The sequence below is a fragment of the Gordonia sp. KTR9 genome (assembly GCF_000143885.2).
GTDB lineage: Bacteria > Actinomycetota > Actinomycetes > Mycobacteriales > Mycobacteriaceae > Gordonia.
The window spans coordinates 2,010,792-2,024,595 of record NC_018581.1 but is presented as its reverse complement, the minus strand read 5'-3'; the positions used below and the strand labels follow the sequence as shown (position 1 = coordinate 2,024,595).

14 protein-coding genes are annotated in these 13,804 nt (G+C 69.8%); 7 read left to right on the top strand and 7 right to left on the bottom strand.

Annotated elements, in window-relative coordinates; all coding sequences use genetic code 11:
* Position 1: 1 nt before the first annotated feature.
* Positions 2-952: a dTDP-4-dehydrorhamnose reductase gene (gene rfbD / locus KTR9_RS10015; RefSeq protein ID WP_014926289.1), complete on the bottom strand. Its 951-nt coding sequence runs from the start codon at positions 950-952 to the stop codon at positions 2-4.
* 228 nt (positions 953-1,180) lie between these two features.
* On the opposite strand from rfbD, the gene KTR9_RS10010 reads away from it, so the two are divergent.
* The 4 genes from KTR9_RS10010 to KTR9_RS09995 are packed head-to-tail and all read left to right on the top strand — an operon-like array spanning position 1,181 to position 5,200.
* Positions 1,181-3,250: an LCP family glycopolymer transferase gene (locus tag KTR9_RS10010; protein ID WP_014926288.1), complete on the top strand. Its 2,070-nt coding sequence runs from the start codon at positions 1,181-1,183 to the stop codon at positions 3,248-3,250.
* Positions 3,238-3,951: a TIGR03089 family protein gene (locus KTR9_RS10005; RefSeq protein WP_014926287.1), complete on the top strand. Its 714-nt coding sequence runs from the start codon at positions 3,238-3,240 to the stop codon at positions 3,949-3,951. The genes KTR9_RS10010 and KTR9_RS10005 overlap by 13 nt, the downstream gene beginning before the upstream one ends.
* A gap of 39 nt (positions 3,952-3,990) precedes the next feature.
* Positions 3,991-4,365: a nitroreductase family deazaflavin-dependent oxidoreductase gene (locus tag KTR9_RS10000; protein ID WP_014926286.1), complete on the top strand. Its 375-nt coding sequence runs from the start codon at positions 3,991-3,993 to the stop codon at positions 4,363-4,365.
* A gap of 4 nt (positions 4,366-4,369) precedes the next feature.
* The gene (locus KTR9_RS09995; RefSeq protein ID WP_014926285.1) at positions 4,370-5,200 is read left to right on the top strand and encodes a dienelactone hydrolase family protein; all 831 of its coding nucleotides are present in this window, start codon (positions 4,370-4,372) and stop codon (positions 5,198-5,200) included.
* A 14-nt stretch (positions 5,201-5,214) separates the two neighbouring features.
* Here KTR9_RS09995 and purE read toward each other — a convergent pair whose 3' ends face one another.
* Together purE and KTR9_RS09985 are read right to left on the bottom strand one after the other, a co-directional pair.
* Complete coding sequence (gene purE, locus KTR9_RS09990) at positions 5,215-5,727, bottom strand: 5-(carboxyamino)imidazole ribonucleotide mutase (protein ID WP_010842905.1); 513 nt, start codon at positions 5,725-5,727, stop codon at positions 5,215-5,217.
* Positions 5,724-7,025: a 5-(carboxyamino)imidazole ribonucleotide synthase gene (locus KTR9_RS09985; RefSeq protein WP_044506400.1), complete on the bottom strand. Its 1,302-nt coding sequence runs from the start codon at positions 7,023-7,025 to the stop codon at positions 5,724-5,726. Before KTR9_RS09985 ends, purE begins: the two co-directional genes overlap by 4 nt.
* A 77-nt stretch (positions 7,026-7,102) precedes the next feature.
* Between KTR9_RS09985 and KTR9_RS09980 the strand changes: the two genes are divergently transcribed.
* Positions 7,103-7,663: a GtrA family protein gene (locus KTR9_RS09980; RefSeq protein WP_193363238.1), complete on the top strand. Its 561-nt coding sequence runs from the start codon at positions 7,103-7,105 to the stop codon at positions 7,661-7,663.
* On the opposite strand, the gene KTR9_RS09975 is transcribed toward KTR9_RS09980, so the two are convergent.
* From KTR9_RS09975 to KTR9_RS09965, 3 genes are read right to left on the bottom strand one after another with little or no spacing between them, the layout of a single operon-like run.
* Positions 7,635-9,032, bottom strand: a complete 1,398-nt coding sequence (locus KTR9_RS09975; RefSeq protein WP_010842902.1) for a sensor histidine kinase — start codon at positions 9,030-9,032, stop codon at positions 7,635-7,637. The two genes, KTR9_RS09980 and KTR9_RS09975, sit on opposite strands and share 29 nt — an antisense overlap.
* Before the next feature lie 5 nt (positions 9,033-9,037).
* Positions 9,038-9,712 carry a response regulator transcription factor gene (locus tag KTR9_RS09970; protein ID WP_010842901.1) on the bottom strand — a complete coding sequence of 225 codons (675 nt, stop codon included), beginning with the start codon at positions 9,710-9,712 and terminating at the stop codon, positions 9,038-9,040.
* The gene (locus KTR9_RS09965) at positions 9,709-10,314 is read right to left on the bottom strand and encodes a PH domain-containing protein (protein ID WP_238554087.1); all 606 of its coding nucleotides are present in this window, start codon (positions 10,312-10,314) and stop codon (positions 9,709-9,711) included. Before KTR9_RS09965 ends, KTR9_RS09970 begins: the two co-directional genes overlap by 4 nt.
* Before the next feature lie 207 nt (positions 10,315-10,521).
* On the opposite strand from KTR9_RS09965, the gene KTR9_RS09960 reads away from it, so the two are divergent.
* Positions 10,522-11,139: a hypothetical protein gene (locus tag KTR9_RS09960; RefSeq protein WP_010842899.1), complete on the top strand. Its 618-nt coding sequence runs from the start codon at positions 10,522-10,524 to the stop codon at positions 11,137-11,139.
* Between the two features lie 74 nt (positions 11,140-11,213).
* On the opposite strand, the gene KTR9_RS09955 is transcribed toward KTR9_RS09960, so the two are convergent.
* On the bottom strand, positions 11,214-12,005 hold the full coding sequence (locus KTR9_RS09955) for a biotin--[acetyl-CoA-carboxylase] ligase (RefSeq protein WP_044506398.1): 792 nt from the start codon (positions 12,003-12,005) through the stop codon (positions 11,214-11,216).
* 158 nt (positions 12,006-12,163) lie between these two features.
* Here KTR9_RS09955 and KTR9_RS09950 point away from each other — a divergent pair, with 158 nt between their 5' ends.
* Complete coding sequence (locus tag KTR9_RS09950) at positions 12,164-13,792, top strand: acyl-CoA carboxylase subunit beta (RefSeq protein ID WP_014926280.1); 1,629 nt, start codon at positions 12,164-12,166, stop codon at positions 13,790-13,792.
* Positions 13,793-13,804 lie beyond the last annotated feature (12 nt).

Here is a 13,804-nt window from a genome sequence, read left to right as displayed (position 1 = left end):
CTCAGGGTAACGAACGGGTGCCGGCGTCCGACGCGGCGATCGCCGCGTGCAGCGCGGGCCGCCACGGGCGGAGCGGGGTGAGTCCGGCTGACGCCCACGACTGTCCGGACAGCACCGAGTAGGCCGGACGCGGCGCCGGGCGAGGGAAATCCGCGGTCGTGGTGGGCAGGACCCGGTCGGGCTGTGCCCCGATCTCCTCGAAGACGCCTCGGGCGACGTCGAACCACGTGGCACTGCCCGAGTTCGTCGCATGCAGGACCGCACCGGCGACCTCGGGACGCGCTCCGCCCTCGACCAGTTCCCAGAGGCCGTCGGCGAGATCGTGCGAATAGGTGGGCGACCCGAGCTGGTCGTCGACGACCGACACCGTCTCCCGTGACTGCTCGAGACGCCGCATCGTGCCGACGAAGTCGCGGCTGTCGGGTCCGCCGGTGTACACCCACGCCGTGCGCACGACGGTGGCCCGCGGGTCGGCCGCCAGCGCCGCGCGTTCGCCGTCGAGTTTGGTGCGGCCGTACACGGTGGCCGGTGTTCCGCTCACGTCGCCGGGCTCGTATCCGCCGCCCGCGCCCTTCGGCGACTCCGCCTCGGCGGTCCCCGGGAACACGTAGTCGGTCGAGACGTGGATGAGCCACGCGCCGGCCTCGGCGGTCCGGGCCGCGAGGACCTCGGGCCCGACGGTGTTGACCCGTCGCGCGCCGGCCTCGTCGGACTCCGCGCCGTCGACGTCGGTGTAGGCCGCACAGTTCACCACGACGTCGTCGGCGGCGAGGTCGCCGAGCGCGGCGGCCACCGAGGTCGGGTCGGCGATGTCGATGTCGGCCGAGGTGAGCGGCCGCACGAGCGTGTCGTCGACTCGCGCCGCGCGCTCCTGCAGGGCGGTTCCGAGTTGCCCGCCGGCTCCGACGATGTACACGGTGGGGTTGCTCGGCGTGACACGCATGGGCACCATCGTGCCGGACCCGGGTGATGTCCTCCACTCCGCCCGGACCGCACACGTGACGACGGCTACTCACCCGCCCGGCGTTGCGTTCTCGAATTTCGGAATCACTTCAGTAGCCTGACGAGAGCACACAACACCTGACTCGTCCTGCACATCAGCATCGACATCCTCAGGCGTAACCGTTGCCGCGTCGACGCTCCGACGCGACGTCTCGACCTCGAAAGGGACCGTTCACCAGTGGATTCACCATCCGACGGCCCGCGCCGGCGTTCGCAGGCGCGCCGTCCGGCGGGGCCGGGTCCGGACGGGCGTCAGCCGATGCCCGGCGACCGGCGGGGCCCCGAGCCGGGTGCCCGTCGACGCCCGGCGCGGCCCCCGCACGACGGTGGACCCGATGGCCGCGGGTTCCCCCGCGGCGCCGAACCGCGCCCCGGTGAACCCGGTTCTCCCCCACCCCGCGCGCGCCGCCAACCCCCGCCGGAACAGCAGCGACGTCGCGCCGCCGATCCCCGCGACCCCCGGCGCCGGGCGGCCGCCGATCCGCGCAACCCGGCACGACGGGCGGCCGGCGATCGCCGCGCGGCACCGGAGTCGGTGGAACCCGCACCGACCCGCCCCCGTCGTCCCGGTGAACCGCGGCCCGTCCGACGGACCTCCGGCGAGATCCACACCCGTCCGGCCCCGAACGCGAAGAAGAAGGGCAAGCCGGCACCCCGCGCACAGGCAGCCGAACCGAAGGCCGGACCGAAGCCCGGACCGAAGCCCGGACGCCGTCGTGATCCGGCGACGGTGGCGACACCGACCAAGTCCGCGGCAACGGCGGCCGCACCGGCCACCCCGCCGACCACCCCACCGAGCGGCACCCCGCGAACAGGCGGCCGGCTGTCGGGCGCGGGATGGGGCCGTGCGCTCATCGCCGTCGCATCCGTGGCGGTGCTGTTGTGCACCGGCTACGCGTGGAACACCATGTCGGATCTGCAGACCCGTATCACCCAGCTCGGCGGACTCGACCTCGGCGGCGCCGAAGACGGTGCCGTCGACATCCTTCTCGTGGGCACCGACTCGCGAACCGATGCGAAGGGCAACCCGCTCTCCCCGGAGGAGCTCCGGCTCCTGCGCTCGGGCGACGAGGTCGCGACCAACACCGACACCATCCTGCTGATCCGCATCCCCGACGACGGCTCGTCGGCGACCGCGATCTCGATCCCCCGCGACTCCTACGTCGACGTGCCCGGCATCGGGATGAGCAAGATCAACGCCGCCTACGGCACGACCCGCGAAAGCGTCCGCGCCCGGGCGGTCGGCGAGGGCAGGTCGGAGGGCGAGGCCGAGTCCGAGGGCACGCTCGCGGGCCGGAAAGCGTTGGTGGACACGGTCGCCAACCTGACCGGTGTGCAGGTGGACCACTACGCGGAGGTCGGTCTGTTGGGTTTCGTGCTGCTCACGAACGCGGCCGGCGGCATCGACGTCTGCCTGAACGACGCGGTCCGCGATCCCTACAGTGGCGCGCGGTTCAAGGCCGGCCGCCAGACACTGAACGGCCCCAAGGCACTGAGCTTCGTGCGCCAGCGGCACGGACTCCCCCGCGGCGACCTGGACCGCATCACACGCCAGCAGGCGTTCATGGCGTCGCTGACCCAGAAGATCCTCTCCGCGGGCACCCTCACCGATCCGGGCAAGCTGTCGGAGTTGCAGAACGCGGTCTCGCGTTCGGTGGTCATCGACGACGACTGGGACATCATCCGGTTCGCCGAGCAGCTCAAGGATCTCAGCGGCGGCCGGGTCAAGTTCGCGACCATCCCGATCGTGACCGAACAGGGCTGGAGCGAGGACGGACAGCAGAGCGTCGTGGAGGTGGACCCGCGCGAGGTCCAGACGTTCACCGGGGACCTGCTGGCTCCGAAGGAGTCGAAGGGAATCCAGCGCGGCGACTACACGGTCGACGTGGTCAACGCCGGCACCATCGACGGCCTCGCCTCGAACGTGGCGAACATCCTGACCAACAAGGGATTCCGGGTCGGTGCCACCTCGAGCGGCAAGGCCGACACGAGAGACTCCATCGTCTACGCCAAGGACGACAACGAGGCGGCGCGGGTTCTCGCGAAGGATCTGGGCGGCGCCCGGGTCGTGGCCGATCCCGCACTGGCCGACGACCGGTTCAAGGTCGTGCTCACCAACACCTATGCCGGGCCGGGCTCGATCAGCGACACCGGCGACCAGACCGACAACACCCCGGCGAGCGAGCGCGTCGGCAACAAGCGTCCGCCGATCACGGCGGGCAACGAGGGGCCGATGTGCGTGAACTGAACACCGTCACCGATGCGATCTTCGATGCGGTCGCCGATCATTCGCGTCCGCTGCTGACCTATTACGACGACGCGACCGGCGAGCGCACCGAACTCTCCGGCGCCACCCTCGGCAACTGGGCGGCCAAGACCGCGAACTATCTTCTCGACGAGATCGGCGTGGTCGAGGGCGACATCGTCGCGGTCGATCTACCCGAACACTGGCAGACCGCGGGCATTCTGCTCGGCGCCCTCTGGGCAGGCGCCGACGTGCACCTCGACATCGACGACGACACCCCGCTGGTCTTGTTCACCAGCCGTGATCGTCTCGACGATCACCCGGACGCCGACGAGGTCGTGGTCGCCTCGCTGGATCCGTTCGCCCTGCCGCTGCGTGATCTGCCGCCGGGCGTCGGCGACTACGGCAGCGTCGTCCGCGTCCACGGCGACCAGTTCTTCTCCCGCGGGCCGGCATCGGCAGCGGTCGAGGGAGAGCCGACCACCGCGGTACTGGCCGCCGCGCGGGCGACCGCCGAGCGCGACGGCCTCGGTCCCGGCGCCCGTGTGGTGTCCACCCGGCCGTGGCACACGGCCGATCGGGTGATCGACCATCTCCTGGCACCATTCCTGGTGGGCGGCAGTCTGGTCCACGTCACGGCGGCCTCGCCGGAGCGGATCTCGGCGATCGCCGAGATGGAGAAGGCCACGCTGATCCTGTCGTGAACCCCGGCGGGCGCGCCGCCGATCGGGCACAGTGGGGACATGCGAATTCCCCGCGCGGTGGCCCGCCTCAACAAGCGAGTGACGAACCCGATCCAGCGACAATGGGCACCCCGCGTGGCCCCGTACGCGATGGTCGAGCACGTCGGCCGCAAGTCCGGTCGGCACTACTCCATCCCGGTGCTCGCGTGGGTCGACGGCGACCGGCTCACGATCATCCTCACCTACGGGCGGCACACCGATTGGGTCCGGAACGTGCAGGCCGCGGGCAGCTTCGGACTGATCCGGAAGAACCGGCACTACCGGGTGACGGGTCCGCGGGTGGTGCCCTCCGACTCACCGGACATCGCGCGTGGTGCACGCATCCCGGCGCGGCTGTTCGAGTCCGCGCTCCTCGGCACCCTGCACCGGGCGTGATCGCATGGCCGACGATCCACTCGACGACTTCGACGCCGAGGACGTGACGCTGTGCGGGACGACCCGCCGAGTGCATCGCCTCGGTAGTGGCCCGGCGGTCATCGTCATCGCCGAGATGCCGGGAATCAGTCCCAAGGTCGCCGACGTCGGTCGCCGCATCGCCGGCGCCGGGGCCACCGCGGTGCTCCCCTCGTTGTTCGGCGTCGACGGTCGCGACCCGCGTCCGGAGAATCTCGGCGTCGTCGGATCGGCCACGAACATGCTCACCACCATCGCCCGGGCGTGCATCACCCGCGAGTTCACCATCCTCGCCTCCGGCAAGACATCCCCGGTCGCGTCGTGGTTGCGAGCGCTGGCCGCCCGCGAGCACGACCGGTGCGGCGGGCCCGGGGTCGGCGCGGTCGGGATGTGCTTCACCGGCGGGTTCGCGCTCGCGATGGCGACCGACGACCGCATGCTCGCACCGGTGTTGTCCCAGCCCTCACTGCCGTTCGCGGTGCTACCCGGACGCGCCCGCGCCATCGACGTGAGCGAGTCGGATCTCGCACTGGTGCAAGCGCGTTGCGCGCGGGGTCTGAAGGTGATGGGTCTTCGTTTCCGAGGCGACCGGCTCGTGCCGGAGGCCCGATTCGCTCATCTGCGGGAGCTCCTCGGCGACGCCTTCATCGGCATCGAACTACCCGATGAGTCCGCGAACCCGGATTCGATGCTGCCGCGGCCACATTCAGTGCTCACCGAGGACCTGCGCGACGAACCGGGACAACCCACGCGAGAGGCCTACGACCGGGTCATCGCCTTCTTCACCGAGAAACTCGGCCTGCAGCCGACGGCCTGACCGCGACGAGAGTCCTACTCCCCCAGCAATTCCTGCTGCAGTGCCGCATCCTTGTCGAGGACCATCTGCTCGAGCCCCTGCTGGAACTCGACCATCCGGGCGCGCAGCCCTGGGTCGGCGGCCGCGAGGATACGAACCGCGAGCAGACCGGCGTTGCGGGCCCCACCGACCGAGACGGTCGCCACCGGGACACCGGCGGGCATCTGCACGATCGACAGCAGTGAATCCAGTCCGTCGAGGTGCCGCAGCGGTACCGGCACGCCGATCACCGGCAACGGCGTCGCGGAGGCGACCATACCCGGAAGATGAGCTGCGCCACCGGCTCCCGCGATGATCACCTCGATGCCGTGGTCGGCGGCACCGGCCGCGTAGTCGAGCATGCGCTGCGGCGTGCGGTGCGCCGAGACGACACCTACCTGGAACGGCACGTCGAACTCGGCGAGCGCCTCGGCGGCTGCCTTCATCGTCGGCCAGTCCGAATCGCTGCCCATGATCAGGCCCACCCGCGGGCCGTGTGTCTCACTCATGAATGTTCATCCCATCCGTCGGTCCACGTCGCCCGCGACATCCACTGGGCCGCCCGCTCGGCGCGTTCGCGTACCGATTCCGGCGAATCCCCTTCGCGCCCCACGATGTTCACATGCCCGATCTTGCGATCGGGTCGCTCGCCCTTGCCGTAGAGGTGCACCTTGGCCTCGGGCATCCGGGCCATCAGATGGTGCAGCCGCTCGTCCATCGACATCGCCGGCGCGTCCGGTGCGCCGAGGATGTTGGCCATCACGGTCATCGGTGCGCTCGGCACCGTGCTGCCGAGCGGATAGTCGAGGACCGCGCGAAGGTGCTGCTCGAACTGCGAGGTCACCGCCCCGTCCATCGTCCAGTGCCCGCTGTTGTGCGGACGCATCGCCAGCTCGTTGACGACCAGCTCGCCGTCCACGGTCTCGAAGAGTTCCATCGCCATCACACCGACCACGCCGAGCTCGTCTGCCAGTCGCAGCGCCATCTGCTGTGCGCAGGCGGCGACCTCGTCGTCGAGCCCGGGTGCGGGCGCCAGGACGACGGCGCATTGACCGTTGCGCTGGATGGTCTCGACCACCGGCCACGCCCCGCCCTGGCCGAACGGCGACCGGGCGATCATCGCCGAGAGCTCGCGCCGCATCGGCACCTTCTGTTCGGCGAGCAGCGCCGGCGCGTCCTCGGGATGGTCGTCGAAGACGGCGAGTGCGTCCTGCGCACCGTCGACGAGCCACACACCGCGTCCGTCGTAGCCTCCGCGCACCGCCTTCACGACGATGGCCCAGTCGTTGGCCTCGCCGAACTCGATCAGACGTGAGCGGGCCGCCGCGCGATCTCCGGACAGGTCGGCGAAATCGGGCACCGGCAGGCCGAGTTCGGCCAGCCGGACACGCATCGCGAGCTTGTCCTGCGCGAAATGCAGTGCGGCCGGCGGCGGGAGAACGGCGACGCCCTCGGCTTCGAGCGCGCGGAGATGCTCCAGCGGGACGCCTTCGTGGTCGAAGGTCAGGGCGACCGACCCGGCCGCGGCGCGGCGCAGGTCATCGAGGTCGTCGTGGGACCCGAGGACGATGTCGGCACTGACCTGTGCCGCCGGATCGGCCTCCGAGGCGGCCAGCACGCGCAGGCACTGGCCGAGGGCGATGGCCGCCTGATGGGTCATCCGAGCGAGCTGGCCGCCGCCGATCATGGTGACGGTCGGCATCCCCGACGACCCGCCGTTCGCGCGTCCGGTGTCGGGCACCGGCGGCACCTGCGACGACGGGGCCACGGCGCCGTCGACCTGCTCGCGTGGATTCACGCGAACCATCGTGGCATGTGGTCGGCGTCATTCGCACAACCGCCCAGGAAGTGCCCGGCGGTTGTCGTTTCGTACACTCGGATCTTGTGCCATTGATCGACGAGATGATCGCCCGCCTCCCAGCGCCGGCTCGTCGGCTCGTGATGCGGCACCACGAACTGATCAAGTTCGCGATGGTCGGCGGCACTACCTTCGTCTTCGACCTCGCGATCTTCTACAGCCTGAGCCTCACGGTCCTCGAGACGAAACCGGTGATCGCCAAGGTCATCGCCGGCGTCCTGGCCACGATCCTGAGCTACGTACTCAATCGCGAGTGGGCGTTCAAGAACCGCGGCGGCCGCGAGCGGCACCACGAGGCGATGCTGTTCTTCGCCATCAGCGGCATCGGCGTGATCCTGCAGGCGGCACCGCTGTTCGTCGCCAACAACGTCTTCGACATGCGCTCCAACCTCAGCGTGTCCGAGATCGTGATCATCGACTTCGTGCTCGGCTACATCATCGGCAATCTGATGCAGATGGCGTTCCGGTTCTGGGCGCTGCGCAAGTTCGCGTTTCCCGAGGAGCAGCTCCGCGGAGGCGACGCGGGGTCCACCGACCTGCATCCCTCGCTCGCCGAACTCAACGATGAGGAACTCGGTCACGCCTGACGCCGGAGTCGGCGGACCGGCCTGACTTCTCGTCGATGCCGACGGCGAGTTCGGTGTCGCCGCGGTCGGTGCCGAAGTGCTCGCGTCCGGTGACCAGCCGGGCGGGCACGACGATCGCGAAGACCGGGGGCCGGCGGACGGTGAGTTCGAGCCGTCCCCCGTCGGATTCGATGAGCGCCCGGGCCAGGGAGAGTCCGACCCCGCTGCGGCCCGCACCCGGCCGGCCGCCGCCGGAGAAGCCCCGGCGGAAGATGTGGGCGGCAATCTCGTCGGCCACCCCGTCGCCCTCGTCCGCGACGGTGATGCGCACCAGGTCGCCCGCGGGCAGTGTGCCCACGTGGATCCGGCAGGTCCCGCGGCCGTGGTGCAGCGCGTTGTCGACGAGCACGCTGACCGCCTCCCGGAGCCGGCCCGGGTTGGAGGTCAACGCATGCGGCACGCCGTCGAAGGTGACGACCAGCTCGCGACCCCGCGCCTCGAAGACCTGCCGGAAGTCCCCGACCAGGGTGGTGAGCATGCCCGACACGTCCACGAACACCGGGGCGGGCTCGTCGGCGCGTGATGCCTCGACCAGGTCGTCGAGCTCGCAGGCGAGCCGTTCTATCTGATCGAGCGCTGCCTCGGCTTCGGTGACCACGGCCGGATCGTCGTGCAGGGTGAGTTCCTCCAGACGCAGCTGGATCGCGGTGAGGCGGCTGCGGAGCTGGTGCGAGGCGTCGCCGGCGACCTCCCGCTCGCGTTCGAGACGCAGGGCGAGTTCGGCGTTCGCGTCGGCCAGCGCCCGTGAGACCCGGTCGAGTTCGGCGATGCCGTACATCTTCCACTGCGTCCGGAAATCGCCCCGGCCCATGGTCGCGGCACGGTTCGCGAGGTCGGTGAGGGGGTCGACGATCCGTCCCGCGGTGACCGCGGCGACCACCGTGCCGCCGATGACGGACGCGACGACGATGATGGCGACGATCGAGGCCGCGGTGAACTGGTCGTTGCGCACCTCGTCCCGCGGTATCGACAGGGTCAGTGTCCCCGCGGCACCCAGCGCGATCGACTCCGACAGGCGTGAACCGTCGATCTCGGCACCCACGACCGTGCGCTGCGGGGTCCCGGTGGGGTCGGGGAAGGTGACCGTCAGGCGGCCGTTCGGCGGCAGCAGCAGCTCGAAGGCGTCGCGGTCGAGCGATTCCGGCGGGATCCGGCCGTCGGCACCCTCCTGCCGGATCAGCTGGTCGGCGACGATCTTGAGCCGGTTGTCGAGGTCTTGATGGGCGTTCTCGGCCACCCACCACCACGCGACGACGCTCAGCGGGATACCCAGCAGACCACCGACCGCCAGCAGGACGGCGATCGTGGTGGTGAGCAGGCGACGGCGCATGACTGCTACGAGTCGAAGCGGAAGCCGACGCCGCGCACGGTCACGATGTGGCGAGGACGATCGTGGCGGTCGTCGCCGATCTTCCGGCGCAACCAGGAGATGTGCATGTCGAGGGTCTTCGACGACCGCAGGTCGGCCGAACCCCACACCTCGGTGAGGATCTCCTCCCGGGTCACCACCTCACCGGCGCGTTCCATCAGGAAGCGCAGGAGGTCGAACTCCCGGTTCGCGAGGGTGAGATCGTGCCCGTTCACCAGGACGCGCCGCGCGCGTGCGTCCAGGCGCAGGGCACCGCCCTCGAGCACCACGTCGCCGGGCTGGCGACGCCGCAGCAGGGCGCGCACCCGGGCCAGCAGTTCGGCCAGGCGGAACGGTTTGCCGACGTAGTCGTCGGCACCGGCATCGAGTCCGACCACGAAGTCCACCTCGTCGGTGCGCGCGGTCAACATCAGCACGGCCAGCGCGGGACGTTGGGCGCGCACCCGCCGGCACACCTCCAGGCCGTCGAGGACCGGGAGTCCGAGGTCGAGGATGAGCAACTCGTAGCGGGTGTCCAGGGCCTTCTCGAGGGCGTCGGCGCCGGTCGAGACGACTTCGCAGCCGTAGCCCTCGCGCGTCAGTGCCCGCGCGAGCGGCTCGGCGATCGCGGCGTCGTCCTCGGCGAGCAACACGGTGGTCATCGGTCACGCCCCCCGCGATCGGACCGGTCCCCGGTGGGAGCGGTACCGGCGCCGGGCTGGTCATAGGAGTCGCGCCGGCGTCCCTCCCACGTATGACCTTCGTCGTCGTGCACGTCGAGCACCTCGTGGTAGAGCAGCGCATGCACCCTCTCCACCTGCGGGATGTCGTCGAAGGACAGCGGCTCGTCGGATGCCGATTCGATGACCAGGGTGCCGGTGCGCAGCATCCGGTCGACGAGGCCGTGCCGGAACTCGACGGTGTTGATCCGACGGATCGGGATGTCGATCCCCGACCGGGTGACGATGCCGTTGCGAAACATCACCCGTCGGTCGGTGAGCACGAAATGCGTTGTCTTCCAGGCCAACAACGGGCGAATGAAGTACCAGCAGAAGCCGGCCGCCCAGACCACCGCGACGACGATGAGCAGGACGGTCTGCGGTGTCGACCGCAACGACGACGAGGCGATGACGCCGAGTAGTACGCCCGCGGCGGCGGTCACGATCGCGAACAGCAGAAACGGCCCCAACAGGCACTTCCAGTGCGGATGTCGATGGAGGACGACACGCTCACCCGGTGCCAGGTTCTCCCGCGGATAGGCCATGCGGCTCAGCATAAACGGCACCGGCCCCACCGGGGCCCACCCGCGTAAACGCGGCACGGACGCCTCCGGATCGCGGCCGGGCCTGAGTAGACTGCACGCAGACGACCGCCGTCGACGTGCAGTTGAGCATGCCAGGCCCACACACCTGATCCGACCGACACCGGATCCGACCATCGGCTTCGAGAACCGGCCGGCGAGGAGAACGCCATGAGCTACCAGGATCCCCGTGACCCTCGGACCGCGCGCTACGAGTCCGGCTACACCCCCGAGTCACGGGCCTACAGCAGTCAGAACGACCCGTATGCGAGAGATCCCTACGCGGCCGATCCGTACGCGGGCCAGGCCGGCTACAACCAGGGCGGCTACGAGCAGGGCCGGCCGGCGAAACCTCGTCGTGGTCCGGACATCAACCCCGTCACGTTCGCCGGCGGCGTGGTCATGACCGGTGTGGTGACCGGTCTGGCCGCCTGGCTGGTGGCCTGGATCATCTCCGCGTTCGTCGAGAAGGTGAACGAGTCGGGCAAGCTCGGCGTGTGGAACCCGGTGGCCGCCAGCGAACTCTGGTTCGGCGTCGTCGGCTTCCTGTGCGCGCTCGCCGCCGGTGCGCTCTGGTACGTCCTGCACCTCATCACGCCGTCCCCGGACCAGTTCTACCGCTGGATCGTCGGCCTGCTGCTCGTGGCGGCGGTGCTGATCCCGATCCTGACCTACAACCAGATCTCGGTGGGCATCGAGACCGCGATCGTGCACCTGGTGATCGGTCTCCCGTCGCTGACGATCATCCCGGCCATGGCCGGCAAGAGCCTGCAGTCCACCGCCGGCTGAGCCGGCGAGGAGCGCAGCCGTCGGGCCGAGCAAGCGACGAAGGAGCGCGTCGAGGTCGACGAGCCGAGTCGAAGTCACTCCGGCCGAAGATGGGTGACGTCGCCCGCGGCGGCGACCACCTGCTGACCGTCGGCGTCGACGATGATCCGGCCGGAGTGGTCGACACCGGTCGCGGTGCCGATGACCTCACGATCGCCGGGCAGGACCAGCCGCACACTGCGGCCGATGGTGTCGCTGCTGTCGCGGTACCGCGCTGCCAGCCCGTCCAGATCGTGCGGCCAGAGGTCGAGCAGGTCCGACAGGGCCCGCAGGTACGACGCGGCGAGCTCGGTCAGCGGTACCTCGCGGCCGGTCGCCAGCCGGAGCGAGGTCGCGGTCGGGACCGGCAGCTGATCCGCCGCCATCGTGGTGTTGAGTCCGGTGCCGATCACCGCCACTCCTCCCGGCCCGGACGGGGCGTGCTCGGAACGGGTGTACTCGGAGAGGATCCCGGCGACCTTCTTGCCGTCGATCAGGACGTCGTTCGGCCACTTGAGCGTCGGACGCACTCCCACCGCCTCGTCGACGCCCTGCACCGCGGCGAGACCTGCCAGCAGCGACAGCCAGCCCAGGTCCTCGGTGTGGTCGGCGACGTCGATCGCCGCCGACATGGCCAGCTGCGTCCCGGCTGGCGCCGTCCACGTCCGGGCGTGGCGACCGCGCCCGGCGGTCTGGTCGGTGGTGATCCGCACGGTGCCGCCGATGCTCTCGGTGGCTGCCCGCGACACCAGGTCGGCGTTCGTCGAGCCGGTCGACTCGACCACCTCGATCCGGTCCCAGCGGGTGCCGGCGAGACGGGTGCGGAGCAGATCTGCGTCGAGAGTCATGGACAACGAACCTACTGTCCGCCGCGGTGACACGGTCGGGTACCGCCTGTTTCGACGAGATGCGGCCACCGCACCGACCGATCGCTCGGAAACCTGAGGGATATCTCACGTTGATCCGGTTGACTTGGCTCACACCTGGGTAGTTAGCATCGTCAGTCATGACCACTGCTTCGCGCGACGACGCCGCCGCTCCCGACATCCACACCACGGCGGGAAAGCTCGCCGATCTGCGCAATCGTCTCGACGAGACGAAGCACCCGGTGGGTGAGGCCGCCGTCGAGAAGACCCACGCGAAGGGCAAGCTGACCGCGCGGGAGCGCATCACGCACCTGCTCGACGATGGATCGTTCGTCGAGCTCGACGCCCTCGCCCGGCACCGCAGCACCAACTTCGGGCTCGCCGAACGCCGCCCGCTCGGCGACGGTGTCGTCTCGGGTTACGGCACCATCGACGGCCGCGAGGTCTGCGTCTTCTCGCAGGATTCCACCGTCTTCGGCGGCAGCCTCGGCGAGGTCTACGGCGAGAAGATCGTCAAGGTCATGGATCTCGCGATCAAGACCGGTCGGCCGCTGATCGGCATCAACGACGGCGCCGGTGCCCGAATCCAGGAGGGCGTGGTCTCCCTGGGTCTGTACGGCGAGATCTTCCACCGCAACGTGCGCGCGTCCGGCGTCATCCCGCAGATCTCGCTGATCATGGGCGCCGCGGCCGGCGGTCATGTGTACTCCCCCGCACTCACCGACTTCGTGGTCATGGTCGACAAGACCAGCCAGATGTTCATCACGGGTCCGGACGTCATCAAGACGGTCACCGGCGAAGAGGTGACCATGGAGGAGCTCGGCGGTGCGCACACGCACATGTCGAAGTCGGGCACCGCGCACTACGTCGCCTCCGACGAAGAGGACGCCCTGGAGTACGTCAAGGAACTCCTGAGCTACCTGCCGAGCAACAACCGCGCCGACGCGCCGCGTCTGCCGGTCGCGCAGCCTGCCGCCGGTTCCATCGAGGACACCCTCACCGAAGAGGATCTCGAGCTCGACACCCTGATCCCGGATTCGCCGAACCAGCCCTACGACATGCACGAGGTCATCCGTCGCATCCTCGACGACGACGAGTTCCTCGAGGTCCAGGCCGAGTACGCGACCAACATCATCGTCGGCTACGGGCGCGTCGACGGCCGCAGCGTCGGCATCGTCGCCAATCAGCCGACCCAGTTCGCCGGCTGCCTCGACATCGACGCCTCGGAGAAGGCCGCGCGGTTCGTCCGGACCTGCGACGCCTTCAACATCCCGATCGTCACCCTGGTCGACGTCCCCGGCTTCCTGCCCGGAACCGACCAGGAGTACCGGGGCATCATCCGACGCGGCGCCAAGCTGCTCTACGCCTACGGCGAGGCGACGGTCGGCAAGATCACGGTCATCACCCGCAAGGCCTACGGCGGCGCGTACGACGTCATGGGCTCCAAGCACATGGGTGCCGACGTCAACCTCGCGTGGCCGACCGCCCAGATCGCGGTCATGGGCGCCTCCGGTGCGGTCGGGTTCGTCTACCGCAGCCAGCTCAAGGACGCCGCCGCCAAGGGCGAGGACGTCGACGCGCTGCGCCTGCAGCTGCAGGAGGAGTACGAGGACACGCTGGTCAATCCGTATGTCGCGGCCGCCCGCGGATACGTCGACGCCGTGATCCCGCCGAGCCACACCCGCGGCCAGATCGCCACCGCACTCAAGCTGCTCGAGCGCAAGATGGTCAACCTGCCGCCCAAGAAGCACGGCAACATCCCCCTGTGACATCAGCCGGTA